Consider the following 26,344-nt stretch of genomic DNA (forward strand, 5'->3'; position numbering starts at 1 on the left):
CGTCTACCGATTAGCTATATGATCCTTGCGCAGATGCCAAGCTATCCAAAGGTCAAATTGTGCATTGCGGCAAACGCAATTGCCTTGCTTTCGTCTTTCCCGGCGATGGCAATTCAATCTCAGTCAACGCAGGGTTAAAGGAAAGGATTGCAATCCCTCGCATCCGCCTGCAAACCTGTTCCCGGTGCGGCAGGGGCGCGGCGCGGATTGCTCGGTCAAGGGGAAAAACAGCATTTCAGATATGCCGAAACGATGCAGGGCGATTTGCCCGGCACGGCGGAAATCCTTTATCCGCTTCGCAGAACCGGCGATGTCGCGACATATGACATGCCCGCTCTTGTCGGCAAGCCGAACCTGCGAACCATCGCCTCCCAAAAAATCGCCGCATGCGTCGCCGAGGAGCGCGCATTCGGCCACGATTTTCTTTTCGTTCCGGTTTTCATCGGCTGCGGTGCGATCCTCTGGTTTTCCCTCAACACCTCGCCTTCATTCTCCGCTCTGGCGATCACATGTCTTATCGCCACCGGTCTGGCGTTTTTCGCGAAATATCGCTCGGGCTTTGCAGCCACGGCCTGTGGCCTTCTCGCGCTGCTTTTGCTGGGCATGCTTTTCGCCGGGGTCGAAACGTGGCGTGCGGGAACAGTGGTGCTGGATACGCCCGTCACCACCACCATTACCGGCACGGTGACCCGAAGGGAGGTGGATGCGCGCGGGGACTGGCGATATGTGGTGCAACTCACCGCAACGGAAGCGCCGGCATTGTCACGCCCGCCGGGTAAGGTCTCGCTCCTGTCACGCGGAGGAGGCGAGCCCGCCGCCCTCGGCGCGACCATTCGTGGCAAGGCGCGGCTTTCGCCGCCATCCGGCCCGGCTCTGCCGGGGCTCAACGATTTCGCCTTCGCGTCCTATTTCAGGGGCATAGGCGCGACCGGATTCTTCTATAAGCCGCCACAGACGGTAACTCCACCCGGCATCGACGCGAAGACGGGCTGGCTGGAATGGGCCGACATGCGGCTCTATGGCCTTCGCACCGCCATTGCCGAGCGCATCCGCAACACCATCGGCGGCGATGCCGGCGCCTTTGCCGCCTCCATCGTCACCGATGAGAGACAGGCCATATCCGCCGAAACGATGGAAGCGTTGCGGCTTTCCGGCCTTGCCCATATCGTCGCCATATCCGGGCTCAACATGGCGCTGGCGTCGGGCATATTTTTCGTAGGACTGAGGCTTGCCTTCAGCCTTTTTCCGGCATTTGCGCAGCGCTGGCCCGTGAAGAAGATTTCGGCTTTCGCCGCGCTCTTGATGACGCTTGCCTATTATCTGATTTCAGGTTTCGCCGTTTCCGCCGAGCGCGCCTGGCTGATGATGTCGGTGATGCTGATCGCGGTACTGTTCGATCAACCCTCGCTCAGCCTCAGGAATGTTGCGCTTTCCGCTTTGGTCATTCTCGCTTTTTCGCCCTCGGAAATCATGGGTCCGAGCTTCCAGATGTCTTTTGCCGCGACCATCGCGCTCGTCGCCTCCTATGCCGCCTGGAGCCGCTGGCGTATCGATCGCGAGCGTCTGTTTATCGGGCGCAAACCGGCATGGATGACGGTGGCGCAAACGGCGTGCGCCATCGTTGGCGGTGTCATCACGACGTCGCTGATCGGCGGTCTTTCGACGGCAATCTATTCGGCCGAGCATTTTCAGCGTGTCACCACCTATGGACTTTTCGCCAATCTGGCCGCCATGCCGCTGATGTCGCTGATTGTCATGCCTTTCGGCCTTTTCGCCATGCTGCTGATGCCTTTCGGGCTGGACGCGTCATTTCTGAAAGTCATGGGGTACGGCATGGCCCTCGTCATCGAGGTTGCGCAGGAGGTGGCGTCCTGGGGCGGAAGCGCTGCGACGGGCCGGCCGCACGGGTGGTTTCTGGGGCTCGCCTCGGCTGGCTTTCTAATGTTGACATTGCTGCGCAGCCGGCTTGCGCTTCTGGGCATGCCGCTTCTGTTCCTTGCCTTTGGCCTTTCGGCCGCCACGGCCTATCGCGATCCGCCCGATTTGCTTGTTCATGAGGATGGCGAGCTGGTGGCGCTGCTGGAGGACGGCAAAGCCTATACGACGAAGGCTCAGCCGCAGGGTTTCGTTTATGGCCAATGGCAAAGGGCGCTGCTTTTACCGGAGCAGCCTGTGCCGCCAGTCCTTCTAAAGACCGAGGCCACGGCAAACACCGTGGCTTTGGCCCCGAAGGCGAAGCTTGATCCGCAAGAGATGAGCGCGGTTGCACGGCAGATGACGGCGGCCCTGAGAGACGCCGAGCCCGGTGTTTTCACCTGCAGCAAAGGCACATGGTGCGTTGCGCGCGCGGGAAGCGGCGAATGGATCATCGTTCTGGAAGATGGCCGCTTTGCCGGAAAGGCTTGCGATATCGCCGATATCATTATCGTCTCCCGCAGAACGTCCTTCTCCCAATGCCGCTCGGGCGCACTTCTGTTGAACCGGGATATCCTGCGACGGATCGGTTCGCTGGAAATGGACTTCGCCGGCAGCGAGCAGGCAGCGGTCGTCGGCAGGCTGCGCGCTGCAATCGCCGGCATGGACAGGCCCTGGAGCGAACATCGCTATTACGACTGGAAAAGCGGCCGCTTCGATCACGACGTGCCTGATGCCATCATGCGGTTGCTGGCGGCATCGCAATAAAGTGCCGCCAGCATGGACCGTCAGGGCTTGATGCGCAGATCCGCGGTCAATTCGCCGATCCCGCTAATTTCCTCTTCATGCGCCGCATCGCGCCAGACTTCCTTCAGTCCGGCCTCGTACCATTCGCGCATGGCGGGAAGGGCGAGCAGCCGGTCGCAATAGGCTTTCGTCGCGGGCGAAAGTTCCGCGCCATAAGTCTGGAAACGAAATGCCACTGGGCAGAAGAAGGCATCGACCGCCGTGAATTTCTGGCCGGCAAGAAAAGGCCCGCCGAATTTCGCGAGGCCTTCGCTCCACAACACGTCAATGCGCTTTATATCGGCCGCAAGCCCGGTATCGCCACCCTTCGGTTTTACGCGAATGCCGACCGACATCGGGTAGAGGTTGCGCAGCGAGGAAAAGCCCGCATGCATTTCGCTCGCCGCCGACCGTGACCAGGCCCTTGCCTGCTTGTCGCTCGCCCAGACGCCCTGGTGTCTTTCCGCCAGATATTCGGCGATCGACAGCGATTCCCAAACCGTCACGCCCTCATCGACAAGGCAGGGCACCTTGCCCGTCGGCGAGAAGGTGGAGAAGGAAACGCCTTCGCCGAAGGGAACGAGTTTTTCATCGAAGGCGATGCCGAGCGTGCGCATCAACACCCAGGGCCGTAGCGACCATGAGGAGTAATTCTTGTTGGCGATATAAAGATCGTACATGACGTGTTTCCCCGATATGACGCGCATTTCTATACCGGCGGGTGGCCCTTGGAATATTGCAAATAATCCATGGCTCCCATAAGCCGCGTTGATGAATGGGAAAGTGAGGGAAGGGAGAAGGAGGCATATCCACGTCACCGCCCGGAGATGAGGGCGAAACACATCCTCTCTTTACTTGCGCAGGGCCGCATTGTTCCAGGGAACAAGCCAAGATGCCTCAAAGGGAGCGTCCTCTTCTCGATGACGCCCCTGGCGAAAAAAGGCGGGCTGCCAATTAATGATAACGGCGGATCAGCCCTACGAGCTTGCCCTGGATTTTCACCCGGTCCGGTCCGAAAATGCGGGTCTCATAGGCGGGGTTGGCGGCTTCCAGAGCGATGGAGGCTCCCTTGCGGCGGAAACGCTTCAGGGTCGCTTCTTCATCATCCACCAGTGCTACGACGATGTCGCCCGGATTGGCCGTGTTGCCGTTGCGGATGATGACGGTATCGCCATCAAAAATGCCGGCTTCGATCATCGAGTCGCCCTTGACCTCAAGAGCGTAATGTTCGCCCGAGCCGAGCATGTCGACCGGGACGGCCACATCATGGGTGTTGTTCTGGATGGCGGAAATCGGCACACCGGCGGCGATGCGGCCCATGACCGGCACGGTGGCGGCGCCGGCGAAATCATTGGTGGGCGCCTTGGGGGCAGGGGCCGGCTCCGGCGTCTTCGGTTTGCCAAGGCTGCCTTCGATGACGCTCGGCGAGAAGCCGCGCTGCGGCCTTGCACCCGGCGCATAGGCCTCAGGCAATTTGATCACTTCCAGCGCCCGCGCCCTGTTAGGTAGCCGGCGAATGAAGCCGCGCTCCTCGAGTGCGGTGATCAGCCGGTGGATGCCGGATTTGGATGCAAGATCGAGTGCGTCCTTCATTTCATCGAAGGAGGGCGGCACGCCGGACTCTTTCATTCTTTCATGAATGAAGAGAAGCAATTCCTGCTGTTTGCGCGTGAGCATGAGGAAAACACCCTTGAGAATCGTCGTTGAAGTCGCGAAACAAATACAGAACGAACACTATATGTTCCATATGTGTTCCGCAATCCCCTAAAATTTCGTGAAGGGTGCATCGCAGATCGTGATTTGATCGTCGAAACTATCAACAAAGCAGATCTAACGATGTGTGCCGCATCTTGAATACCAGAAACCACCGATCGGAGAGACCCGGCCGGTGGTTTCTGACTGCCGTTTGCTACGGCTCTTATATCAGTAGATCGTGAGCGCAGGAATGAAGCTGACCGCGATGAGGAGCAGCATCGCCATGGTGAAGAACGGCCACAATTCCCTCGTCGTCGCGCCGAGCGGCGCTCTGGCTATGGAGGACGAGATGAAGAGCGTGGTGCCGATCGGTGGCGTATAGAGCCCGATACCGAGATTGATGACCATCATCATGCCGAGCTGCACCCTGTCGAGCCCGATCATATCCGCAAGCGGCACGAAGATCGGTCCGAGCAGCAGGATCGACGGCGGCAGATCGAGCGGCATGCCGATGATCAGCATCAGGATGTTCATCATGAGAATGATCAGGATCGGGTTGGAGATATTCTCGGCCACCCAGGTGGCGAAATGCTGGGGCGCCTGATCGAAGGTCAGCACCCAGCCCACCGCCGCACTGCCCATGATGACCAGCATGACGACGCCGGTTGCGGAACCAGCTTCGACGAAATTGTCGCAGAAACGCTTCCACGTCAGATCGCGATAAAAGAAGATGCTGAGCACGAGCGAATAGACGACGGAAAGAACCGCCACTTCGGTTGGCGTTGCAAAGCCGAAGCGGAGGCCGAGGATGATCAGGATCGGCAGGAGGATCGCCGGCAGGCTGCGGAACGCAAGTAGCGCCAGATCGCGCTTGCGGGTGCTTTCGTCACGCACCGCATAACCACGCCGCACGGCAATGGCCCAGCAGACGAAGATGAAACCGGCGGCCATAAGCAGGCCCGGCAGAATGCCGGCGATGAACAGATTGGCGATGCTGACGCCGCTGACCAAAGAATAGAGGATCATCGGGATCGACGGTGGAATGAGTACGTCGATGACCGCTGAAGTGGCATTGTTCGCCGCGCAGAGGGGAGCGGGGTAACCTTGGCGCTTTTGCCATGGAATGAGCACCGAACCGAGTGCGCTCGCGTTGGCGACCGCGGAGCCGGACACGCCGCCGAACACGACCGACGAAATGACGGTGGTGGAAAGCGGGCCGCCGCGCCAGCGCTGCATGGCCTTGGAGGCGAGTTCCAGAAGCTGGGTTCCGAGTTTGCCGCCGAGCATCAGCGTGCCCGCGAGCATGAAGAACGGCAGCGCCAGCATCGGGAAAGACTGCGTCTGGTCGTAAACCTGCTGCGCCACGATCGAAAGCGGCACATAACCGTTCCACAGCACGGCGACGCCGGCAGAGATGATCAGCGCATAACCGACCGGAACCGCAATCATCATGAGAATACAAAATGCAATGATCATCACGATGGTCATAGCGGCATCTCCTCGGTTGCACCGTGTGGGCGGGCATGCCAGCCGCTGGAGAGAATGCGCAGGCTCGCGGTGGCGGTCGCGACCGAGACCAGTGCCGCGCCGAAGGCGATGGAATAATATCCGATGCTATTGGGCAATTGCAGCACAGGGCTGATTTCCGCGCCGGCGATCTCGGCGACGACAAGCGCCTGCTGCGCGAGAACGACGAAACTTGCGACCGTCACGAGATTGGCGAACAGCAGAACCGCCACCTTGCCGCGTTCGTCGAACTTGTCATAAATCCATTCAACCGCCATATGCGCGCCGCTCTGCGCGGCAAGGGTAATGCCGGCGACGATGAACCATGGAAACAGCATGGTTGGCAGTTCTTCCGCAAAGTCCAACCCGCCGGAAGTCGATAGATAGCGGACGATGACGTTTGCGGTCATGATGACCGTGAGCAGAATGCCGGTTGCCACGATGACGATGCGGCAGAGGGTGGCGATGAAACTGTCAACGCGATTGGCGGCGGACAAGGCTCCTTCGAGCATTGGCGCATCTCCTGAAAACTGAAACCGTATGAATGTCGGCGTGAGCGAGGCTACCGCCGATCCTGTCTGTGGACATAAAGGCGAGGCCGGGCGGCATGAACCGGCCCGGCGTCCTGATCATCAGCCCTTGGCAGCCTTTTCCAGCTCGGCGACGAAACCGCCGAAGGGCTTCTGCTTCCATGTCTCCAGCACCTGCGCGGTCGCTTTCGCGAAAGCCGCGTGGTCGATGTCTTCCACCACCTCGATGGCGGCATTGGCCTTGAAGGCAGCCAGAGACGCGCTTGCCTTTTCCGCCGAGAGTTTGCGCTGAAGCGCGCCTGCCTCCTTCGCGGCGGCCTTGACCGCCTCAAAATCCTTGCCCAGCCGCCCCTCGGCGAATTTGGACATCAGGAACGGGGTGGACTCCCATTTATGGGCGGTGAGGCTGATATGTTTGTTGACCTCGTAAAGCTTGGAGCTTTCGATATTCACGAGCGGATTTTCCTGCCCGTCAACGACACCCTGCTGAAGCGCGATGTAGAGTTCGCCAAACGCGATCTGAACCGTCGCCGCATCCAGCGCCTTGAAAATATCCATGGTCATCGGGTCGGCCGGCGTGCGGATTTTCAGGCCCGCGACGTCCTGCGGCTTGGTGATGGCGTGTTTGGAGTTGGAGACATGGCGGATGCCGTTGTCCCACCAGTCGAGCGGCACGATGCCGACCTTCTGGAAACGCGCATCGAGCGATGCGCCGACATCGCCCTCGAGTACCTTGATCGCCTGATCGGCGTTGCTGAACAGGAAGGGCAGGCCGAGCGCCGCAAGTTCAGGAACAACGCTCGAAACCGGACCCTGGCTGTTGGCGGTGAAATCCAGCGCCCCGGTGCGCAGGCTGGTCAGCATGGCGGCGTCGCTGCCAAGCGTTTCCGAACCGGCGACATTGATCGCCACGCGGCCTTCGGTTTTCTGGGCAACGAGTTCCGCGAATTTCGCGGCCGCCAGCGTGCGCGGATTGCCCGGCGCAGCCCCATGGCCGAGCGTCAGCGTCGTGGCGGCCCGGGCGTTGCGGGCCGTCGTCACAATGGCCGGCGCCGCCAGCGCCAGTCCGGTACCGGTCAGGAACATACGCCTGTTGATGGAAATACTCATTTTTCTCCTCCCTGGATTTAAACACTCTCGGCGTTGTCCGACCACGCGGATAACGCGCTCCACTCCCTTGAAACCGCCGGCTCCCCCCCGGCTGATTCCGCACCATGTCTGAGCTTCAGCCTTTAGACCGAACCGTGCGGTACTTCAAAATTTTCATTCTCCAGCCACGCCCTTGCGCGCGCCACGATCATCGCCGTCGAGATGCCGTAGCGGTCATGCAGGGTGGGCAGCGCGCCTGCATCCAGAAAAGCATCGGGCAGGGCGATCTGCCGCAGGCGCGGCAACCGGCCGCTTTTCATCAGCGCCATCGCCACGGCCTCTCCAAGCCCGCCGATTTCGCTGTGGTTTTCCGCCACGATGACCAGACGATCCGCCCGGTCCACTTCCGCGAAGATCGAGGCGGTATCGAGCGGCTTGATGGTGGGGGAATGCAGCACGGCGCAGCCGACGCCCTCTTTTTCAAGCAGGGCAGCCGCTTCGAGAACCCGCATCGTCAATATGCCGGACGATATGAAAAGGACCTGCGCACCATCGCGGATAAGCTTCGCCTTGCCGAGTTCGAACCGATAGCCATATTCTTCGAGCACCACCGGCACCTGGCCGCGCAGCAGGCGCATATAAACGGGGCCGTTAAAATCCGTGATGGCTGGCACCGCGCCTTCTATGTCGGTCGCATCGCACGGGTCGATGATCGTCATGTTCGGCAGCGCGCGAAAAATCGCCAGATCGTCGGTTGCCTGATGGCTGGGGCCGTAACCTGTCGTCAGGCCGGGCAGGGCGCAGACGATCTTCACCGGCAGGTTTTCCTCGGCAATGGCCATCGCGATGAAATCATAGGCGCGGCGGGCGGCAAAGACCGCATAGGTGGTCGCGAAGGGCACGAAACCTTCGCGCGCCAGACCGGCCGCAGTGCTCATCAAAAGCTGCTCGGCCATGCCCATCTGATAAAAGCGCTCGGGAAAGGCTTTGGCGAAAATATGCAGGTCGGTATATTTGCCGAGATCGGCGGTGAGGCCGACAATATCCTCGCGTTCCTTCGCCAGCTGAACAAGGGCGTGACCGAAGGGAGCAGGCCGTGTCGGCTGGCCTTCGGCGGCGATGGAGGCGATCATCGCCGATGTGGTGAGGCGCTTCTGCGGGGCTGCTGTACTCATTGCGGCCGTCCTTCCTCAAGGGCGTCGAGCGCCAGTTTCCATTCATGTGCTTCCACGCGAATGAAATGGGTGATTTCGCGGTTTTCGAGAAAGGGCACGCCGCGGCCCATCCGGGTATCGAAAATGATGGCGCGCGGCCTGTCATCGATAAGTGACATTGCGATATCGAAGGCCTCGCGAACCTTGTCGATATCGTTGCCGTCCACGCGCTGCACGTGCCAGCCGAAGGCCGCGAATTTGGCGTCCACGGGTTCGGAGGACAGCATCTCGCGGGAAGGGCCGTCCGCTTGTTGATTGTTGAAATCCACAAGATTGATGAGATTGCCGAGCCTGTGATGGGACGCGCCCATCGCGGCCTCCCAAGTGGAACCTTCGCCCAACTCGCCATCCGACATCAGGTTGATGATGAACCGGTCGGAATTCTTGCGCTTGAGGCCAAAAGCCATGCCCACCGCAATGCCAAGCCCATGGCCGAGCGATCCGCCGGTGATTTCCATGCCCGGCGTATAGGAGGCCATGCCGGACATGGGCAGGCGCGACCCATCGCAGCCGTAGGTCTCCAGCTCGTCTTCCGGAATGACGCCCGCCTCGATGAGCGCTGCGTAAAGCGCAATCGCATAATGGCCGATGGAAAGCAGAAACCGGTCGCGGCCTTCCCAATGCGGATCGTCCGCCCGGTAACGCATGGTGTGAAACCAGGCCACCGCCAGAACATCGGCAATGCCGAGCGCCTGGCCTACATAACCCTGGCCCTGCACCTCACCCATCAAAAGAGCGTTGCGCCGGATGCGCCAGGCGCGTTCCGCCAGCGATACATTCGCCAGCGCCGCTTCCTTCGTTGCATCTGTGTCCGAATACGCCTGAGCCATGGTTTCCTCCTCCCGGTCAGAAAAATCGAAGCCGATTTTCCGGCTTCGAAAGGGCTTTGTCAGTGAATGAGCATTCCGCCATTCACGTCGACAACCGCGCCGGTGACGTACGAGGAGAGATCCGAGGCGAGGAAGAGATAGATATTGGCGACATCGATAGCGTCGCCGAGACGGTTTAGCGGAATGCCCTTGAGAATGTCGCGGCGCATATCGTCGGTCAGCTTGCCGCCGGTAATGTCGGTCTGGATCAGGCCGGGCGTGACGGAGTTGACGCGAATGCCGTCGGGGCCGAATTCACGCGCCATGGCCTTTGCGAGACCCAGAACGCCCGCCTTGGCCGCCGAATAATGCGGCCCGCCGAAAATGCCGCCACCACGTTGCGCGGAGACGGACGACATGCAGGCAATCGAGCCGCCGCCATTGTCGCGCATATTGGGAATGAAGGCCTGGCTGAAATTCAGCACACCGGTCATGTTGACATCGACGATGCGCTGCCAGTCTGCGCCGGTAATGTCGAGCGTCTTCACCGGCTGGGTAATGCCGGCATTATTGATGAGGATATCGATCTTGCCGAAAGCGGCGATGACTTTTTGCGCGGCCGCCTCGCAGGAGGCGCGATCCGCCACATTGCCGCCGACCCCGAGATGCTCGCCGCCATCCACTTTTTCAAGCGAGGCCGCAGCTTCGATGCTGCCGGCTTCATCCAGATCCACGATGGCGACGCGGGCGCCGTGGCGGGCGAAAAGTTCCGCCGTGGCGCGGCCGATGCCGCGTTTGCTGGCGGCGCCTGAAATAACCGCGGTCTTTCCATTCAACAACATAAGCAATCCTCCCAAGCCGGGCGGGCCGGCTTCATACGCTTGACGGCGGTGCTCCCGACCTGCCGCCGCATCCCGTCCTGCGACGAATGCAGCCTCGATATTGCAGATGGGCAGAGGGCGCTTCAAACGCGAAGTTTACATCATCTCATGAATCTGCTTCAGTAATCGAATGTTGAACGGCATTTCACTCACCTCCATCCGCGCCTTCGAATCCGCCGCCCGGCTCGGCTCATTCCGGGCCGCTGCCGATGAGCTCAACCTGTCGGCGAGCGCCGTCAGCCATGCTATCGTCAAGCTCGAAAGGGTGCTCGGTACGCCGCTTTTCGAGCGCACCACGCGAACCGTGCGCCTGACGGCGGCGGGGCAGACGCTTCTGGCACATGCATCGAACGCCTTCGAGGAGTTGCGGCAGGGCATCGAGGTGGTCTCCTCCAACCGCTCCCATCTTCTGCGCCTGCATTGCGCGCCGAGCTATGCGGCGCAGGTATTGTCGCCGCGCCTGCCGCAATTCTTGAACGCCAATCCGGGCATTGAGGTGCGGCTGGCGGCCAGCACCGCCTATGTGCGTTTCGTCGATGGTGAATTCGATGCCGATATCATCTATGGCGAACCGCAGGGAGACGATCTCATCATCATTCCGCTGGGCAGAGAACGTGTCACACCGCTGTGCTCGCCGTCGCTCGCGGACGAGATCAGGACACCCCGCGATTTGAACCGTCAATTGCTTATTCGAAGCGACAACAAACGTCTGCAATGGCCGGACTGGTTCGAGGCTAATGGGCTCGGCAAGCCGCCCATTCAGGCCATGAGTTTCGACCGCAGTTTCCTGGCGATCGATGCCGCCGCCAATGGCGTCGGCGTGGCGCTGGAATCGACACGGCTTGCCCATCGCGAGATAAAATCCGGGCGGCTGGTCGCGCCCCTGAGCGGCGCGACGCAGGACCTCCACTATGTCGGCCATTATCTCGCTTATCCCAAATCCGGCAGCCAGCGCAGGCTGGCAAGACGGTTTGCCGACTGGCTGATCGAAGATCTTCAGGATCCCGCATTTGAATAGGAATGCGGTTGTTACGTGAATTGAATTCACTGGCGCGTTAATTTTTTCCGCTTGCTCACGAACGGAGCTCTCCGTCATTTTCCGGTCGGAATAATGAGGTTGCAGCGTGATCGGCATCGTCCCTTCGGCTGCGGCTCAAGGGGAGGATTGCATGAAAGATCGCATCATATCGGCGTCCGGCGCGCCATATGACGGCTATGGGCGCGAGGAGATGCTGGAAAGCATCGCCAGGATCGGTTTTCGCCATGTGGAGCCTGCCTTTATCGTCGGTTACACCGAACCATTTGATGAAAGCGCGTTCCTGCCGGCTGAAATGGCGTCATGGCGCCGGTCGCTTGATGATGCCGGGCTGGGCTGCCATGCCATGTCGTCGCATATCGATCTTGGACTGGACGATTCCGTAGAAATTTTCACCGGCAGAATGGCTTTTGCAGCGGGAATCGGCGCGAGGGTAATCGCCACCAATGCATCGGCCCGGCAGCGCGAAGACCGGTTCCTGCGCAATATCGAGGTGCTTCTGCGCCGTGCCGAGGCCTTCGGCATCGTGATCGGGCTGGAAAATCCCGGCGATGGCAGCGAGAGCCTTTTCAACATCGCGCAGGAGGGCGTCGCGCTCACGCGTCGTTTCGGCTCCCCATGGTTGGGGCTGAATTATGACGCGGCCAATACCGCGTCCCATCGTCCGCAACTCAGGAATTTTGCCGATGACGCGGTGGCGGCGCTGCCGGCCTCGGTCCATGCGCATATCAAGGATGTGAAACGCACGCCGGAGGGCTGGTTTTTCGTGGCGGTGGGCGAAGGCGATATCGATTGCCACAAGCTGCTCGGTGAGATTGCCAAAAAGCCGGAGATGCCGATCAGCATCGAGTTTCCAGCCCGCCTGCACCGTCGCGCGGATGCCCAGCCGGTAAGGCGTATCAGTCCTGCATCGCTTCGAGAAATAGAGCAGGCGCTGACGGTTTCGCTTCACGCGGTCAAAAGAGGATTGGCCGGGGGCGGAGCCGCAAGCTCGGCCGCTGTCGCCTGAGAGGCGGCCTGAGAAGCGGCCCGAGAAGCGATAGGGGCTGGCGCGTAGACGGCATAAAGGAGGAGAGTAATGCAGAGATTTGTGAATAATCCCGACGAGGTGGTCGAGGATACGGTGAAAGGCTTCGTCAAGGCCCATCGCGACATCGTGCGCCTTGCGGAAAATCCGCGTGTCGTCGTTGCCAGGGGCGCGCCGGTCGCCGGCAAGGTCGGTGTTGTCACGGGCGGCGGCTCGGGCCACGAGCCGGCCTTTATCGGTTACACCGGCCGCAACATGCTGGATGCCGTCGCCGTCGGCGAATTATTTTCATCACCCACGGCCAAGAGCTTTCACGACGCGATCCGCGAAGCCAATGGCGGCAGGGGCGTGATCGTGCTCTACGGCAATTATGCCGGCGACAATATGAATGTGAAGATGGCGACAAAACTCGCCGCCAAAGACGGCATCGAGATCGCCACCGTCGTCGCCAATGACGATGTGTGTTCCGCGGCCCCCGAGGAGCGTGAGAAACGCCGCGGCGTCGCCGGCGAAATCTTCATGTGGAAGATCGGCGGCGCCAAGGCGGCAAGCGGCGCTTCGCTGGAGGATGTGCGGGCCACCGCCCAGAAGGCCATCGACAATTGCCGCTCCATCGGCGTCGGTCTCGGCCCCTGCACCCTGCCGGCGGTCGGCCATCCCAACTTCCAGATCGAACCGGGCGCGATGGAAGTGGGCATAGGCCACCATGGCGAACCCGGCGTTCGCGTCGAGAAGCTGAAATCCGCCGCTGAGGTGGCGAAGGACATGTGCAAGATCGTGCTCGACGATCACAACCTGCCGGCTGGCAGCGAGGTGGCGGTGCTGGTCTCCGGGCTTGGTGCGACGCCCGTCAACGAACTCTACATCCTCAACGACACGATAGAATCCGAGATTTCGGCGCGTGGCCTGAAAATCCACAAAACCTATATCGGCAACTATTTCACGTCGCTTGAGATGGTGGGCGCGACTTTGACCGTGATGGCGCTGGATGACGAGCTGAAACCGCTGCTCGATGCCGAGGCGCTTTGCACCGTTATGCTGTGAGGAGAAAATTCATGCAGTCTTTTCAGAACGCCAAGGCCGGCGACATCGTTCTCTCCATGGCCGAAACGATCATCGAAAACCGCGCCTATCTCAGCGAGATCGACGGCAAGATCGGCGATGGCGACCATGGCGTGAACATGGCCAAGGGATTCGGCATGGCGGCAGACCGGCTGAGAGGGCAGGACGCCTCGCTTGCCAAGGCGCTCGATACGCTCGGCACGATCCTGATGACGGAAATCGGCGGTTCCATGGGGCCTCTTTATGGGGTGCTGTTTACGGAATTCGCCGAGAAGATCGAAAATGCCGAGGTTATCGATGCACCGTCCTTCAGCAGAATGCTGCATGCCGGTCTTGAAGGCGTCAGTTCCATCGGTTCGGCCAAGGTGGGCGACAAGACGCTGCTGGATACGCTGGTGCCGGCCGTGACGGCATTCGACACCGCCACCGCCTCGGGCGCGTCATTCCACGATGCTGCCGCAGCCCTTGTCGCTGCCGCCGAAACCGGCAGGGATTCGACCATCAATCTCGTGGCGAAGATCGGCCGCGCCAGCCGTCTTGGCGAGCGCTCGCTTGGTGTTCTCGATGCGGGCGCCACCTCCTGCGCGCTCATCCTGCGCAGCCTTGCCGAAGGCGCACAGGCCAGATTGCAATCTTGAAAACATGACATGTCGGCTGAAGCCCACGAGGCTCGCACGCGAATAACGGGAGACACCGAAATGAGAATTGTCGCGGGCGCTGACAGCGCCGGAAAACCCCTGCTGGATGCGGTGCTCGCCCATCTTTCCAGCAGGCAAGGGCTGACCGTCGTGGATCGAAGCCAGGACGGATTTTATGCCGATCTGGCCGAAGCCGTGGCCGGCAGCATCATCGCCGGTGAATTTGATCGCGGCCTCTTGTTTTGCGGAACCGGCATCGGCGTCTGCATCTCCGCCAACAAGGTGCCCGGCATCCGCGCCGCCTTGACCCATGATACGTATTCCGCCGAACGCGCGGCGAAATCCAACAACGCTCAGATCATCACCATGGGCGCCCGCGTGATCGGACCGGAACTGGCGAAAGCCATCGTCGACACCTGGCTGGCATCGGAATTCGATCCGAAAGGGTCTTCGGCGAAAAACGTGGAGGCGATCAACCGTCTCGATGCATGCCGGTAAGCCATAGGTGCGTGACGAGACCGGCCCGGCGAAGCTGATCGTTTGCATTGCTGGCGTCATCTGTGCTTTTGTCACGCGCAAACCCGCAGCACAGGGGCTCGAAAATGGCGAACCGAAATAGTGTCGATCATCTCGTTTTGCCGGTACAGTCTCTTGCCGTGGCGAAAGACCGCCTTGAGCTTCTCGGCTTCACCGTCGCTCCGGAGGCCCTCCATCCCTTCGGCACGCAGAATGCCTGCGTTTTCTTCACGGACGGCACCTATCTGGAACCGCTCGCGATTGCTGACCCGGCTAAATATAATGAATCGGTGAACAGGGGCGACGTGTTCACCGGCAGGGATCGGGCCTTTCGGCAGCGTCATGGCGATGAGGGTTTTTCGGCCCTGGTGGCAAGAAGCGAAAGCGCCATTGCCGATCATGACAGGTTTTCCGCATCCGGCTTCTCGGCAGGCGATATCTTTGAATTTTCACGGCCCGTGCGGATGCCGGACGGCTCACAGAGTGAGGCGGCATTCCGGCTGGCATTCGCAGCGAGCGGCGCGGCTTCGGATTTCTTTCTGTTCAGTTGCCAGCGATTGCTGGCTTTGCCGAGTGACCGGGCGGCGCTGGAGCGCCACGCCAATGGCGCTTCCGGTCTCAGCGAGATCGTTCTGTTTTCTGGCGGCGATCAGAACGCGGTCCGTCTGATCGAAACGGTATTTGCCTGTGAGGAGGAGATGTCTCCAGATGGAGATATTATTTTTGCGACCGGCAACGCGCACATCAGGCTGAACCAGAAACCGGCCTTCAGCGAAAGCCTGCCCAATTCTCCGAATGGCCTGCACGGCGCAGGCATCGTCTTTTCCGTTGACGATCTTGCCGTGACAGAAGCGGTGCTTGCTGCTAATGGCGTCTCCAGCGCAGAAGCGGACGGCCGTCTTGTGGTGTCCGCCGCGCCCGGTCAGGGCGTTGCATTCGCCTTCGAGGAAAAATGATGAGCGTTACGAACAATCTCAAAGTCACCGCCGGCGACGGCGCCAATTCGGTTTCCTTTTCCAACAGCGAGCGATTTTCTCTGATTGCCGGCCCCTGCCAGATGGAAAGCCGGGAACATGCTTTCATGATCGCCGGTGTCCTGAAGGAGCTTTGCGACAAGCTGGGGATCGGGCTCGTTTATAAGTCGTCCTTCGACAAGGCGAACCGTACGTCGCTTTCCGGCAAACGCGGCATCGGCCTTGACAGCGCTATGCAGGTTTTCGCCGATCTCAAGAAGGAATTCGGCTTTCCTGTTCTGACCGACATTCACACCGAAGAACAATGCGCCATCGTGTCCGAAGTGGTGGATGTGCTGCAAATCCCGGCCTTTCTCAGCCGCCAGACCGATCTTCTCGTCGCCGCCGCGAAAACCGGCCGCGTTATCAACGTCAAGAAGGGCCAGTTTCTCGCCCCCTGGGACATGAAGAACGTGCTGGCCAAGCTGAATGAGAGCGGCAATCCGAATGTGCTTCTGTGCGAGCGCGGCGCCTCCTTCGGTTACAACACGCTTGTTTCCGACATGCGCTCACTGCCGATCATGGCTTCGCTCGGCGCGCCTGTTGTCTTTGACGCCACGCATTCGGTTCAGCAGCCGGGCGGGCAGGGCGGCTCCACCGGCGGCCAGCGCGAATTCGTCGAGACTCTGGCGCGGGCGGCGGTTGCTGTTGGTGTCGCCGGGCTCTTCATCGAAACCCATGAGGACCCGGACAATGCGCCGTCCGACGGCCCCAACATGGTTCATCTGAAGGACATGCCGAAACTGCTCGAAAAGCTGCTTGCTTTCGACGCCATCACCAAAGCCTGAGGCGCGGAGGCGTTACGGCGGCACTGTTTGTGCCAATCGATTTTAATGGCGGGCGGGCCGTTTCTGCCGCCCGTCGTCATTGTAATTTCTTCGCCATCGTCTAAGACAGGCGACGGAAAATATCTGTTCCATTCCCAAGGGAGAGACCATGACTGCCATTACCGATATCATCGCGCGCGAAATCCTCGACAGCCGCGGCAACCCGACCGTTGAAGTCGATGTTTACCTCGAAGACGGCTCCATGGGCCGTGCCGCCGTTCCTTCGGGCGCCTCCACCGGCGCGCATGAGGCGGTTGAGCTGCGCGATGGCGGCAAGCGTTATCTCGGCAAGGGCGTGGAAAAGGCGGTCGAAGCCGTTAACACCGAAATCTTCGACGCTATCGGCGGCTTCGATGCTGAAAACCAGATCCAGATCGACCAGACGATGATCGTGCTCGACGGCACGCCGAACAAGTCGCGCATCGGCGCCAACGCCATTCTCGGCGTATCGCTCGCTGTCGCCAAGGCTGCCGCCGAAGCTTCCGGCCTGCCGCTTTACCGTTATGTCGGCGGCCCGAACGCACATCTGCTGCCGGTTCCGATGATGAATATCATCAATGGCGGCGCGCATGCCGATAACCCCATCGACTTCCAGGAATTCATGATCCTGCCGGTTGGCGCGGAAAACATCCGCGAAGCCGTGCGCATGGGTTCTGAAGTGTTCCACACGCTGAAGAAAGAACTGGCTGCCCAGGGCCACAACACCAATGTCGGCGACGAGGGCGGTTTCGCACCGGGGCTCGAAAGCGCGCCCGCCGCACTCGATTTCATCATGAAGTCGATTGAAAAGGCCGGCTACCGCCCGGGCGACGACATGTTCGTCGGTCTTGACTGTGCCTCGACCGAATTCTTCAAGGACGGAAAATACGTTCTCGAAGGCGAAGGCCGCACGCTGGAATCGGGCGCAATGGCGGAATATCTGGCGGAACTCGTCGCCAAGTACCCGATCATTTCCATCGAAGACGGCATGGCCGAAGACGACTGGGAAGGCTGGAAGACGCTGACCGATCTCATCGGCAATAAGTGCCAGCTCGTCGGCGACGATCTCTTCGTCACCAACTCCGCGCGCCTTCGTGACGGCATCAAGATGGGCGTTGCAAACTCCATCCTCGTCAAGGTCAACCAGATCGGCTCGCTCTCCGAGACGCTGGATGCGGTCGAGACGGCGCACAAGGCCGGTTACACCGCCGTCATGTCGCACCGTTCGGGCGAAACGGAAGATTCCACCATCGCCGATCTCGCTGTTGCGACGAACTGCGGTCAGATCAAGACCGGCTCGCTTGCCCGTTCCGACCGGCTCGCAAAGTACAACCAGCTGATCCGCATCGAGGAAATGCTGGGCCCGCAGGCTGCCTACGCCGGCCGTTCGATCCTGCGCGGTTAATTCGCGTTCGGGTTTCTTGATGTGGCCCGTTGCCTGGCGGGTTCGTTTAAGCGGCGAGTGGTATGGTCCGCGCTCCGTCACCCCGGACTTGATCCGGGGTCCAGCGCGATCAAGTCCTTGATCGCGAAAGACTCTTCTCACAGCGCAGACGCGCTGTGGCTGGATGCCGGATCAAGTCCGGCATGACGAGCGTTCTTTTAGCGTCTTTGCCAATCCAGCCCGCCTTTCGGCGGGCTTTTTAATGCCCATTTGCCAATCGCCCGTTAAGGTCAACGGATAGTTAAACAATCCGCCTTAGTCTCGAGACTCAGGTTATGCGTTTTAAGGCTTCTCTCCGGCATGTGGACCAGACATCATAAAAAGAGACGATTCGGTCGGCTGATCGTTCCGGCCATCACGATCGCTTTTCTTTCCTATTTCGGGTATCATTCCATCCATGGCGACTTCGGCCTGCAGGCGACGGAGCGGCTGGAGCGGCAGCGTATCACCCGCACTGCGGAGCTTGCAAAGCTGACGCAGGCGCGTGTGGCGCTGGAGCGGCAGGTGGAATTGATGAGCGATGGCTCGCTGGAGCGGGACATGATCGACGAGATTTCCCGTTACCAGCTGAATATGTCCCGCACGGACGAAATCGTCATCATGAACACATATTTCTGATTAACCTGAATCAAGTTAATTTAACATTTCTGATTTATTCACAGCATCTTAGCGTGAATATGTGCCATGCGTTTAAAGCATTGCTGCATGGCATTTTCTTGCATATGGTACGCGCCACTCTATCCATTCAAATGGCAACTCAGGGAGGGATGAATGGCGCCGCGAAAATCAGCGACCGTATCCGGCCGCAAGACCACGGCAAAGGCTGCAACCGAATTCACCGGCAAGAACAGCCCCGACTTCTCCAAGGAAGACGAACTTCACGCTTACCGTGAAATGCTGCTCATCCGCCGCTTCGAGGAAAAGGCCGGCCAGCTCTACGGTATGGGCTTTATCGGTGGTTTCTGTCACCTCTACATCGGTCAGGAAGCCGTTGTTGTCGGCATGCAGATGTCGCAGAAGGAAGGCGATCAGGTCATCACCGCCTATCGTGACCACGGCCACATGCTGGCTCTGGGCATGAGCGCGCGTGGCGTCATGGCCGAATTGACCGGCCGCCGCGGCGGTCTGTCGAAAGGCAAGGGCGGCTCCATGCACATGTTCTCCAAGGAGAAGCATTTCTATGGCGGCCACGGCATCGTCGGCGCTCAGGTTTCGCTTGGAACCGGTCTTGCTTTCGCCAACAAATATCGCGGCAACGACAATGTCTCCGTGACCTATTTCGGCGATGGCGCGGCCAACCAGGGCCAGGTCTATGAGAGCTTCAACATGGCTGCTCTCTGGAAACTGCCGATCATCTATATCGTTGAAAACAACCGTTACGCCATGGGCACCTCGACCGCCCGCGCCACGGCCCAGTCGAACTATTCGCTGCGTGGCCAGTCCTTCGGAATTCCCGGCGTTCAGGTGGATGGCATGGATGTGCGCGCCGTCAAGGCCGCAGCCGACCAGGCACTGGAACATTGCCGCTCCGGCAAGGGTCCGATCATTCTGGAAATGCTGACCTACCGTTACCGTGGTCACTCCATGTCCGACCCGGCGAAATACCGTTCCAAGGATGAAGTGCAGAAGATGCGCTCCGAACATGACCCGATCGAGCAGGTCAAGGCACGGCTTCTGGAGCAGGGCTGGGCAAGCGAAGACGAACTCAAGGCCATCGACAAGGATGTCCGTGATATCGTTGCCGATAGCGCCGACTTCGCCCAGAACGACCCAGAGCCGGATGTATCCGAGCTTTACACCGACATTCTGCTCTGATCGGGAAAGGGAAACCAATGCCAGTAGAAATTCTTATGCCCGCCCTTTCTCCGACCATGGAGGAAGGCACGCTTTCCAAATGGCTTAAAAAGGAAGGCGACAAGGTTACATCCGGTGACGTGATCGCCGAGATCGAGACCGACAAGGCGACCATGGAAGTGGAAGCTGTGGATGAAGGCGTCATCGGCAAGCTGCTGATCGAGGCTGGCACCGAAGGCGTCAAGGTCAACACGGCAATCGCCGTTCTCCTTCAGGACGGCGAAAGCGCCGACGACATTTCTTCCTCCGCGAAGAAAGAAGAGCCGAAGGCTGAAGCCGCAAATTCCGATTCGGATGCGGCCGGCGGCAAGACCCGCGAAGCGACCGAAGAGCCGAGCGCTGCCAAGGAAGCCGCCAAGGTTCCGGCAGCACCCAAGATCGAAGTCGCAGCCGATCCGGACATTCCGGAAGGCACGGAAATGGTGATGACGACGGTGCGTGAAGCGCTGCGCGACGCCATGGCCGAAGAAATGCGCGCCGACGAAAAAGTCTTCGTCATGGGTGAAGAAGTCGCCGAATATCAGGGCGCCTACAAGATCACTCAAGGGTTGCTGCAGGAATTCGGTGAACGTCGCGTCATCGATACCCCAATCACCGAGCACGGCTTTGCCGGTATCGGCGTCGGTGCGGCGATGACGGGCCTGCGACCTATCGTCGAATTCATGACCTTCAACTTCGCCATGCAGGCGATCGACCAGATCGTCAACTCGGCGGCAAAGACGCTTTACATGTCGGGTGGCCAGATGGGCGCGCCGATGGTGTTCCGCGGTCCCTCGGGCGCTGCTGCCCGCGTCGGCGCACAGCATTCGCAATGTTACGCCGCATGGTACAGCCATATTCCGGGCCTCAAGGTCGTCATGCCTTACACGGCTGCCGACGCCAAGGGTCTGCTCAAGGCCGCCATCCGCGATCCGAACCCGGTCATCTTCCTTGAGAACGAAATTCTCTACGGCCAGAGCTTCGAAGTGCCGAAGCTCGATGATTTCGTGCTGCCTATCGGCAAGGCGCGCATTCACCGCAAGGGCAAGGACGCGACCATCGTTTCCTTCGGCATCGGCATGACCTATGCCATCAAGGCTGTTGCGGAACTCGAAAAGCTCGGCATCGATGTCGAACTGATCGACCTGCGCACCATCCGTCCGATGGATCTGCCCACCGTCATCGAATCGGTCAAGAAGACCGGTCGTCTGGTCACCGTCGAGGAAGGTTTCCCGCAGTCATCGGTCGGTGACTTCATCGCCAACCAGGTCATGCGCGCTGCTTTCGACTATCTCGATGCGCCGATCCTGACGATTGCCGGCAAGGACGTTCCGATGCCTTACGCGGCAAACCTCGAAAAGCTGGCTCTGCCCAACGTCGATGAAGTCGTTCAGGCCGTCAAAACCGTCTGCTACAAGTAAGGGGAGGCGTTTCGATGCCGATAAACATCACCATGCCTGCCCTTTCTCCGACGATGGAAGAGGGCAATCTGGCCAAGTGGCTGGTCAAGGAAGGCGACAAGGTCGCTCCCGGTGACGTGATCGCCGAGATCGAGACCGACAAGGCGACCATGGAAGTGGAAGCCGTCGACGAAGGCACCGTTGCGAAGCTGGTTGTTCCGGCCGGCACGGAAGCCGTCAAGGTCAACGCCCTCATTGCAATCCTCGCCGCCGATGGCGAGGATGTTGCCGAGGCGGCAAAGGGCGGCGCTGCCGCTCCCGCGAAGGCCGAGGCTCCGAAGCAGCAAGCCGCAAAGGCTGAAGCGCCGAAGGAAGAAAAATCCGAAGCTGCTCCTGCCAAGGCTGAAAAGCCGGCCGCCGATCAGGCGCCCGCGTCCTCTACCCCGGCCCCGGTTGCAAAGTCCGGCGAGCGCATCTTCGCTTCGCCGCTTGCCCGCCGTCTCGCCAAGGAAGCTGGTCTCGAGCTCTCGGCCGTCTCCGGTTCCGGCCCGCATGGCCGCATCGTGAAGACAGACGTCGAAAAGGCTGCCGCTTCCGGCGGTGCAAAGACTGCGCCGAGCGCGGCTGCCGCGTCCGCAGGGGCACCGGCCCCCGCACTCGCCAAGGGTCAGTCGGACGAAGCAGTTCTCAAGCTGTTCGAAGAAGGCTCCTACGAGCTCGTGCCGCATGATGGAATGCGCAAGGTCATTGCCAAGCGTCTGGTCGAATCCAAGCAGACCGTTCCGCATTTCTACGTCTCGGTCGATTGCGAACTGGATACGCTTCTGGCGCTGCGCGCCCAGCTTAACGCCGCTGCCCCTGAAAAGGACGGCAAGCCAGCCTACAAGCTTTCGGTCAACGATATGGTCATCAAGGCGCTGGCGCTGGCGCTTCGTGACGTGCCTGACGCCAACGTCTCCTGGACGGAAAGCGCTATGGTCAAGCACAAGCATTCGGATGTCGGCGTCGCCGTTTCCATTCCGGGCGGCTTGATCACGCCGATCATCCGCAAGGCCGAGCAGAAGTCGCTCTCCACAATCTCCAACGAGATGAAGGACTACGGCAAGCGCGCGAAAGAGCGCAAGCTGAAGCCTGAGGAGTATCAGGGCGGTACGACTGCCGTGTCCAACATGGGAATGATGGGCGTGAAGAGCTTCTCCGCCGTCATCAACCCGCCGCATGCCACCATTCTGGCAGTCGGCGCGGGTGAAGAACGCGCGGTCGTCAAGAACGGCGAGATCAAGATCGCCAACGTCATGACGGTGACGCTCTCCACCGACCACCGCTGCGTCGATGGCGCGCTCGGAGCCGAACTGATCGGCGCCTTCAAGCGCTACATCGAAAACCCGATGGGCATGCTGGTTTGATCGGAGAATAAAATGGTGAAGTCGGTCCTCTGCTTTGGCGATTCCCTGACCTGGGGATCAAATGCGGAAACGGGTGGCCGGCATAGCCATGGCGATCTCTGGCCGAGCGTCTTGCAAAAGGCGCTCGGTTCCGACGTGCATGTGATCCACGAAGGTCTTGGCGGCCGCACCACCGCTTATGACGACAACACCGCCGATTGCGACCGCAATGGTGCGCGGATTCTTCCGACGTTGTTGCACAGCCATGCGCCGCTTGATCTGGTGATTATCATGCTTGGCACCAACGACATGAAACCGGCGATCCATGGGTCGGCGATTGTTGCCATGAAGGGCGTGGAGCGGCTTGTGAAGCTCACGCGCAACCACATCTGGCAGGTGGCCGATTGGGAAGCGCCTGACGTGCTGATCGTCGCGCCGCCGCAACTGTGCGAAACGGCCAACCCCGTGATGGGAGCGATCTTTCGTGATGCAATCGATGAATCGGCAATGCTGGCGTCCGTTTACCGGGATCTGGCCGACGAGCTCGATTGCGGATTTTTCGATGCGGGTTCCGTGGCGCACACGACGCCGGTGGATGGCGTTCATCTCGATGCTGAAAACACGCGAGCCATCGGGCGCGGGCTGGAGCCCGTCGTCCGCATGATGCTCGGACTTTAGGAACAATTCCCGGTCGTGGCGCTGCTCGCGACCCGATAGGACAAGGCAGGAAAACAATGGCTCAATCTTATGACGTCATCATCATCGGTTCGGGACCGGGCGGTTACATAGCCGCGATCCGCGCAGCCCAGCTCGGCATGAAGGTTGCCGTCGTGGAGCGTGAGCATCTGGCCGGCATCTGCTCCAACTGGGGCTGCATTCCCACCAAGGCGTTGCTGCGCACCGCCGATGTCATGCACACCGCCACCCATGCCAAGGATTACGGCCTGACGCTGGAAGGCTCGATCAAGCCTGACGTCAAGGCAATCGTGGCGCGTTCGCGCGGCATTGCCGCTCGCATGAACAACGGCGTCGGTTTCCTGTTCAAGAAGAACAAGGTCGATATCATTTGGGGTGAGGCCAAGATCACCAAGCCGGGCGAAATCGTTGTAGGCAAGTCCACCAAGCCGGTGGTTCAGCCGCAGGGTCCCGTGCCGAAGAACACGCTCGGCGAGGGCACCTACACTGCCAAGCACATCATCGTCGCCACAGGCGCCCGCCCGCGCGCGCTGCCCGGCATCGAGCCGGATGGCAAGCTGATCTGGACCTATTTCGAGGCAATGAAGCCGGAGGAACTGCCAAAGTCGCTGCTCGTCATGGGCTCGGGCGCCATCGGCATCGAATTCGCCAGCTTCTACCGCACCATGGGCGTCGACGTCACCGTCGTCGAGATCATGAGCCAGGTCATGCCGGTCGAGGATGCGGAAATCTCCACCTTCGCAAAGAAGCAGCTCGAAAAGCAGGGCATGAAAATTCATCTGGAGACCAAGGTTTCCAAGGTGGAGAAGGGGGCGAACTCCATTACCGCGACGCTTGAGAAGAAGGACGGTTCTTCTGAAAAGATCACGGCTGATCGCATGATCTCGGCTGTCGGCGTCGTCGCCAATATCGAAGGTATCGGCCTTGAGGCTGCCGGCGTGAAGACGGATCGCGGCTTCATCGTCATCGACGGTTACGGCAAGACCAACGTGCCTGGCATCTACGCCATCGGTGATGTCGCCGGCCCGCCGCTGCTTGCCCACAAGGCCGAGCACGAAGCTGTCATCTGCGTCGAAAAGATCGCCGGTCTGCCGAATGTGCATCCGATGGACAAGCTCAAGATTCCGGGCTGCACCTATTGCAATCCGCAGGTCGCTTCTGTCGGTCTCACTGAAGCCAAGGCGAAGGAACAGGGCCGCGACATCCGCGTCGGCCGCTTCTCCTTTGCGGCGAACGGCAAGGCCGTGGCGCTCGGCGAAGATCAGGGCATGGTCAAGACCATCTTCGACAAGAAGACGGGTGAGCTGCTTGGCGCGCATATGGTCGGTGCGGAAGTCACCGAACTCATTCAGGGCTCCGTTGTTGCGATGAACCTCGAGACCACTGAAGAAGACCTCATGCACACGATCTTCCCGCATCCGACCATTTCGGAATCGATGAAGGAAAGCGTGCTCGACGCCTATGGGCGTGTTCTGAACGCATAAGTGCTCCGTGATACCCGGCATTGTCTAACCATGCCGGGTGTCCCATATGTCTCGATGCAGGCTCCTTAAATGGGGCTGGTTCTTTCAGGGAGCGTGGGAATGGAAAGTGTAGGCTGGATTGCAGCAATCATCATCGGCGGTCTCGCCGGCTGGCTTGCGGGCAAGCTCATGGACATGCGTTTCGGCATCTTCATGAACATCGTCCTTGGCATCGTCGGCTCGGTGGTTGCGGTTGCGGTGCTTCGAACCTTCGATGTTTTCGTGCAGGACAGCAGGCTCGGCTATTTCGTCACCTCGTTCCTCGGCGCCAGCCTTTTGCTGTTTCTGGCGAAGCTGGTACGGCGCTGAAAGGCTTCGTGGCCGGAAGGGGCTTACGCTTTTTCTGGAATTGTTCTAAAGCATCGGGCCAACAGATGTTTAGGTCGCCAGGGGCGATGGAAGCAGGTTTTTAATGGTCACTATTCTCGACAGGACGTCGTCCGACGAAAAGCGCATTCGCCACCCGGAAAAGGCGCATCGGCCCGATACCGAGGTCATGCGCAAGCCGGAATGGATCCGCGTCAAGGCGCCGACCTCCAAGGGCTATCACGAGACGCGTGAACTGGTGCGTTCGCACAAGCTGGTGACGGTGTGCGAGGAGGCCGGCTGTCCGAATATCGGCGAGTGCTGGGACAAGAAGCACGCGACCTTCATGATCATGGGTGAAATTTGCACCCGCGCCTGCGCCTTCTGCAATGTCGCGACCGGCAAGCCCAATCCGCTGGATATGAACGAGCCGGAGAACGTCGCCAAGGCCGTCAAGCAGATGGGCCTTTCCCACGTCGTCATCACTTCGGTTGACCGTGACGATCTCGCCGATGGCGGTGCTGAACATTTCGAAAAGGTGATCTGGGCGATCCGCGCCGCGTCTCCGACGACGACCATCGAAATCCTCACACCCGACTTCCTGAAGAAGCCCGGTGCGCTGGAGCGTGTCGTCGCCGCCAAGCCCGATGTCTTCAACCACAATATGGAAACCGTTCCGGGCAATTACCTCACGGTTCGCCCCGGCGCGCGCTATTTCCACTCCGTGCGCCTCTTGCAGCGGGTAAAGGAACTCGATCCCACCATGTTCACCAAGTCGGGCATCATGGTCGGCCTCGGCGAAGAGCGCAACGAAGTGCTGCAGCTGATGGACGATCTGCGCAGCGCCGATGTGGACTTCCTGACCATCGGTCAGTATCTGCAGCCGACCCGCAAGCACCACAAGGTCGAGGCCTTCGTGACGCCGGAAGAGTTCAAGTCCTATGAGACGGTTGCTTACACCAAGGGCTTCCTGATGGTGTCGTCGAGCCCGCTGACCCGCTCCTCGCACCATGCCGGCGACGATTTCGAGCGCCTGCGTGCGGCCCGCGAAAAGAAGCTGCTGGCAGCTGCTGAGTAGGGGACAAAGGTTCGGTAACATAGGTTGCTGCATCGGGCGATATACGCTCTCTCCACGGTCATGCTCGGGCTCGTCCCGAGGATCTGCAACCTATCGATTGTACGATACGTGATTGGATCCTCGGGCCCTAGGATGACGTGAGTAGGAGGCGAGGCTT

The 26,344-nt window shown here is 60.1% G+C and carries 25 protein-coding genes; 17 read left to right on the forward strand and 8 right to left on the reverse strand.

Translation table 11 applies throughout. The features are described from left to right. The first annotated feature begins 252 nt into the window (after positions 1–252). Positions 253–2,682: a ComEC/Rec2 family competence protein gene (locus tag AGR7B_RS06750; RefSeq protein WP_080856299.1), complete on the forward strand. Its 2,430-nt coding sequence runs from the start codon at positions 253–255 to the stop codon at positions 2,680–2,682. Between the two features lie 20 nt (positions 2,683–2,702). Here AGR7B_RS06750 and AGR7B_RS06755 read toward each other — a convergent pair whose 3' ends face one another. The 8 genes from AGR7B_RS06755 to AGR7B_RS06790 form a co-directional block, all read right to left on the reverse strand. Next, positions 2,703–3,380 carry a glutathione S-transferase family protein gene (locus tag AGR7B_RS06755; RefSeq protein WP_080856300.1) on the reverse strand — a complete coding sequence of 226 codons (678 nt, stop codon included), beginning with the start codon at positions 3,378–3,380 and terminating at the stop codon, positions 2,703–2,705. 274 nt (positions 3,381–3,654) lie between these two features. Continuing rightward, positions 3,655–4,377 (reverse strand): transcriptional repressor LexA, encoded by a 723-nt coding sequence (gene lexA / locus AGR7B_RS06760; protein ID WP_080856301.1) that lies wholly within the window; start codon positions 4,375–4,377, stop codon positions 3,655–3,657. 246 nt (positions 4,378–4,623) lie between these two features. Next, positions 4,624–5,883: a TRAP transporter large permease subunit gene (locus AGR7B_RS06765; RefSeq protein WP_080856302.1), complete on the reverse strand. Its 1,260-nt coding sequence runs from the start codon at positions 5,881–5,883 to the stop codon at positions 4,624–4,626. Then, the gene (locus AGR7B_RS06770; RefSeq protein WP_080856303.1) at positions 5,880–6,413 is read right to left on the reverse strand and encodes a TRAP transporter small permease; all 534 of its coding nucleotides are present in this window, start codon (positions 6,411–6,413) and stop codon (positions 5,880–5,882) included. The genes AGR7B_RS06765 and AGR7B_RS06770 overlap by 4 nt, the downstream gene beginning before the upstream one ends. 120 nt (positions 6,414–6,533) lie before the next feature. After that, positions 6,534–7,541 carry a TRAP transporter substrate-binding protein gene (locus AGR7B_RS06775; protein WP_080856304.1) on the reverse strand — a complete coding sequence of 336 codons (1,008 nt, stop codon included), beginning with the start codon at positions 7,539–7,541 and terminating at the stop codon, positions 6,534–6,536. A gap of 122 nt (positions 7,542–7,663) precedes the next feature. Continuing rightward, positions 7,664–8,695, reverse strand: a complete 1,032-nt coding sequence (locus AGR7B_RS06780; RefSeq protein ID WP_080856305.1) for a transketolase family protein — start codon at positions 8,693–8,695, stop codon at positions 7,664–7,666. Continuing rightward, entirely contained in the window at positions 8,692–9,564 is an 873-nt protein-coding gene (locus AGR7B_RS06785) for a transketolase (protein WP_080856306.1), read from the reverse strand. The genes AGR7B_RS06780 and AGR7B_RS06785 overlap by 4 nt, the downstream gene beginning before the upstream one ends. Positions 9,565–9,623: 59 nt before the next feature. Next, positions 9,624–10,385 carry an SDR family NAD(P)-dependent oxidoreductase gene (locus tag AGR7B_RS06790; protein ID WP_035262426.1) on the reverse strand — a complete coding sequence of 254 codons (762 nt, stop codon included), beginning with the start codon at positions 10,383–10,385 and terminating at the stop codon, positions 9,624–9,626. A 169-nt stretch (positions 10,386–10,554) separates the two neighbouring features. On the opposite strand from AGR7B_RS06790, the gene AGR7B_RS06795 reads away from it, so the two are divergent. The 16 genes from AGR7B_RS06795 to lipA all read left to right on the forward strand — a co-directional run bounded on the left by AGR7B_RS06795 (position 10,555) and on the right by lipA (position 26,187). Next, positions 10,555–11,442 carry a LysR substrate-binding domain-containing protein gene (locus tag AGR7B_RS06795; protein ID WP_080856307.1) on the forward strand — a complete coding sequence of 296 codons (888 nt, stop codon included), beginning with the start codon at positions 10,555–10,557 and terminating at the stop codon, positions 11,440–11,442. 151 nt (positions 11,443–11,593) lie between these two features. Next, on the forward strand, positions 11,594–12,469 hold the full coding sequence (locus AGR7B_RS06800) for a sugar phosphate isomerase/epimerase family protein (RefSeq protein ID WP_080856308.1): 876 nt from the start codon (positions 11,594–11,596) through the stop codon (positions 12,467–12,469). Between the two features lie 69 nt (positions 12,470–12,538). Beyond that, positions 12,539–13,531, forward strand: coding sequence for a dihydroxyacetone kinase subunit DhaK (locus AGR7B_RS06805; RefSeq protein ID WP_080856309.1), 993 nt, complete (start codon positions 12,539–12,541; stop codon positions 13,529–13,531). A gap of 11 nt (positions 13,532–13,542) precedes the next feature. After that, positions 13,543–14,187: a dihydroxyacetone kinase subunit DhaL gene (gene dhaL / locus AGR7B_RS06810; protein ID WP_080856310.1), complete on the forward strand. Its 645-nt coding sequence runs from the start codon at positions 13,543–13,545 to the stop codon at positions 14,185–14,187. A 60-nt stretch (positions 14,188–14,247) separates the two neighbouring features. Next, a complete protein-coding gene (gene derI, locus AGR7B_RS06815; protein WP_080856311.1) occupies positions 14,248–14,685 on the forward strand; it encodes a D-erythrulose-4-phosphate isomerase in 438 nt (145 codons plus the stop codon). A gap of 104 nt (positions 14,686–14,789) precedes the next feature. Next, a complete protein-coding gene (locus AGR7B_RS06820; protein WP_080856312.1) occupies positions 14,790–15,659 on the forward strand; it encodes a VOC family protein in 870 nt (289 codons plus the stop codon). Further along, complete coding sequence (kdsA, locus tag AGR7B_RS06825; RefSeq protein ID WP_080856313.1) at positions 15,659–16,504, forward strand: 3-deoxy-8-phosphooctulonate synthase; 846 nt, start codon at positions 15,659–15,661, stop codon at positions 16,502–16,504. Before AGR7B_RS06820 ends, kdsA begins: the two co-directional genes overlap by 1 nt. 148 nt (positions 16,505–16,652) lie before the next feature. After that, a complete protein-coding gene (eno, locus tag AGR7B_RS06830; protein ID WP_003521367.1) occupies positions 16,653–17,927 on the forward strand; it encodes a phosphopyruvate hydratase in 1,275 nt (424 codons plus the stop codon). A 339-nt stretch (positions 17,928–18,266) separates the two neighbouring features. Next, positions 18,267–18,584 (forward strand): FtsB family cell division protein, encoded by a 318-nt coding sequence (locus AGR7B_RS06835; protein WP_003502598.1) that lies wholly within the window; start codon positions 18,267–18,269, stop codon positions 18,582–18,584. Between the two features lie 153 nt (positions 18,585–18,737). Beyond that, complete coding sequence (gene pdhA, locus AGR7B_RS06840) at positions 18,738–19,781, forward strand: pyruvate dehydrogenase (acetyl-transferring) E1 component subunit alpha (RefSeq protein ID WP_065653902.1); 1,044 nt, start codon at positions 18,738–18,740, stop codon at positions 19,779–19,781. A gap of 17 nt (positions 19,782–19,798) precedes the next feature. Further along, the gene (locus AGR7B_RS06845) at positions 19,799–21,220 is read left to right on the forward strand and encodes a pyruvate dehydrogenase complex E1 component subunit beta (RefSeq protein WP_080856314.1); all 1,422 of its coding nucleotides are present in this window, start codon (positions 19,799–19,801) and stop codon (positions 21,218–21,220) included. A gap of 14 nt (positions 21,221–21,234) precedes the next feature. After that, positions 21,235–22,605: a pyruvate dehydrogenase complex dihydrolipoamide acetyltransferase gene (locus AGR7B_RS06850; RefSeq protein ID WP_080856315.1), complete on the forward strand. Its 1,371-nt coding sequence runs from the start codon at positions 21,235–21,237 to the stop codon at positions 22,603–22,605. A 12-nt stretch (positions 22,606–22,617) separates the two neighbouring features. Next, positions 22,618–23,262: an SGNH/GDSL hydrolase family protein gene (locus AGR7B_RS06855; RefSeq protein WP_080856316.1), complete on the forward strand. Its 645-nt coding sequence runs from the start codon at positions 22,618–22,620 to the stop codon at positions 23,260–23,262. A 56-nt stretch (positions 23,263–23,318) separates the two neighbouring features. Further along, positions 23,319–24,764, forward strand: a complete 1,446-nt coding sequence (lpdA, locus tag AGR7B_RS06860) for a dihydrolipoyl dehydrogenase (protein WP_080856317.1) — start codon at positions 23,319–23,321, stop codon at positions 24,762–24,764. A 99-nt stretch (positions 24,765–24,863) separates the two neighbouring features. Then, a complete protein-coding gene (locus AGR7B_RS06865) occupies positions 24,864–25,112 on the forward strand; it encodes a GlsB/YeaQ/YmgE family stress response membrane protein (RefSeq protein ID WP_042619429.1) in 249 nt (82 codons plus the stop codon). Positions 25,113–25,215: 103 nt separating this feature from the next. Next, a complete protein-coding gene (lipA, locus tag AGR7B_RS06870; RefSeq protein ID WP_065653898.1) occupies positions 25,216–26,187 on the forward strand; it encodes a lipoyl synthase in 972 nt (323 codons plus the stop codon). Positions 26,188–26,344: the final 157 nt, after the last annotated feature.

The organism is Agrobacterium deltaense RV3 (genome assembly GCF_900013505.1).
GTDB lineage: Bacteria > Pseudomonadota > Alphaproteobacteria > Rhizobiales > Rhizobiaceae > Agrobacterium > Agrobacterium leguminum.

Excerpts from the sequence above, each read along its gene's own strand:
- AGR7B_RS06750 (WP_080856299.1), top strand. The coding sequence starts at position 253 with ATGCAGGGCGATTTGCCCGGCACGGCGGAAATCCTTTATCCGCTTCGC.
- AGR7B_RS06755 (WP_080856300.1), bottom strand. The coding sequence starts at position 3,380 with ATGTACGATCTTTATATCGCCAACAAGAATTACTCCTCATGGTCGCTA.
- lexA (WP_080856301.1), bottom strand. The coding sequence starts at position 4,377 with ATGCTCACGCGCAAACAGCAGGAATTGCTTCTCTTCATTCATGAAAGA.
- AGR7B_RS06765 (WP_080856302.1), bottom strand. The coding sequence starts at position 5,883 with ATGACCATCGTGATGATCATTGCATTTTGTATTCTCATGATGATTGCG.
- AGR7B_RS06770 (WP_080856303.1), bottom strand. The coding sequence starts at position 6,413 with ATGCTCGAAGGAGCCTTGTCCGCCGCCAATCGCGTTGACAGTTTCATC.
- AGR7B_RS06775 (WP_080856304.1), bottom strand. The coding sequence starts at position 7,541 with ATGAGTATTTCCATCAACAGGCGTATGTTCCTGACCGGTACCGGACTG.
- AGR7B_RS06780 (WP_080856305.1), bottom strand. The coding sequence starts at position 8,695 with ATGAGTACAGCAGCCCCGCAGAAGCGCCTCACCACATCGGCGATGATC.
- AGR7B_RS06785 (WP_080856306.1), bottom strand. The coding sequence starts at position 9,564 with ATGGCTCAGGCGTATTCGGACACAGATGCAACGAAGGAAGCGGCGCTG.
- AGR7B_RS06790 (WP_035262426.1), bottom strand. The coding sequence starts at position 10,385 with ATGTTGTTGAATGGAAAGACCGCGGTTATTTCAGGCGCCGCCAGCAAA.
- AGR7B_RS06795 (WP_080856307.1), top strand. The coding sequence starts at position 10,555 with ATGTTGAACGGCATTTCACTCACCTCCATCCGCGCCTTCGAATCCGCC.
- AGR7B_RS06800 (WP_080856308.1), top strand. The coding sequence starts at position 11,594 with ATGAAAGATCGCATCATATCGGCGTCCGGCGCGCCATATGACGGCTAT.
- AGR7B_RS06805 (WP_080856309.1), top strand. The coding sequence starts at position 12,539 with ATGCAGAGATTTGTGAATAATCCCGACGAGGTGGTCGAGGATACGGTG.
- dhaL (WP_080856310.1), top strand. The coding sequence starts at position 13,543 with ATGCAGTCTTTTCAGAACGCCAAGGCCGGCGACATCGTTCTCTCCATG.
- derI (WP_080856311.1), top strand. The coding sequence starts at position 14,248 with ATGAGAATTGTCGCGGGCGCTGACAGCGCCGGAAAACCCCTGCTGGAT.
- AGR7B_RS06820 (WP_080856312.1), top strand. The coding sequence starts at position 14,790 with ATGGCGAACCGAAATAGTGTCGATCATCTCGTTTTGCCGGTACAGTCT.
- kdsA (WP_080856313.1), top strand. The coding sequence starts at position 15,659 with ATGAGCGTTACGAACAATCTCAAAGTCACCGCCGGCGACGGCGCCAAT.
- eno (WP_003521367.1), top strand. The coding sequence starts at position 16,653 with ATGACTGCCATTACCGATATCATCGCGCGCGAAATCCTCGACAGCCGC.
- AGR7B_RS06835 (WP_003502598.1), top strand. The coding sequence starts at position 18,267 with ATGTGGACCAGACATCATAAAAAGAGACGATTCGGTCGGCTGATCGTT.
- pdhA (WP_065653902.1), top strand. The coding sequence starts at position 18,738 with ATGGCGCCGCGAAAATCAGCGACCGTATCCGGCCGCAAGACCACGGCA.
- AGR7B_RS06845 (WP_080856314.1), top strand. The coding sequence starts at position 19,799 with ATGCCAGTAGAAATTCTTATGCCCGCCCTTTCTCCGACCATGGAGGAA.
- AGR7B_RS06850 (WP_080856315.1), top strand. The coding sequence starts at position 21,235 with ATGCCGATAAACATCACCATGCCTGCCCTTTCTCCGACGATGGAAGAG.
- AGR7B_RS06855 (WP_080856316.1), top strand. The coding sequence starts at position 22,618 with ATGGTGAAGTCGGTCCTCTGCTTTGGCGATTCCCTGACCTGGGGATCA.
- lpdA (WP_080856317.1), top strand. The coding sequence starts at position 23,319 with ATGGCTCAATCTTATGACGTCATCATCATCGGTTCGGGACCGGGCGGT.
- AGR7B_RS06865 (WP_042619429.1), top strand. The coding sequence starts at position 24,864 with ATGGAAAGTGTAGGCTGGATTGCAGCAATCATCATCGGCGGTCTCGCC.
- lipA (WP_065653898.1), top strand. The coding sequence starts at position 25,216 with ATGGTCACTATTCTCGACAGGACGTCGTCCGACGAAAAGCGCATTCGC.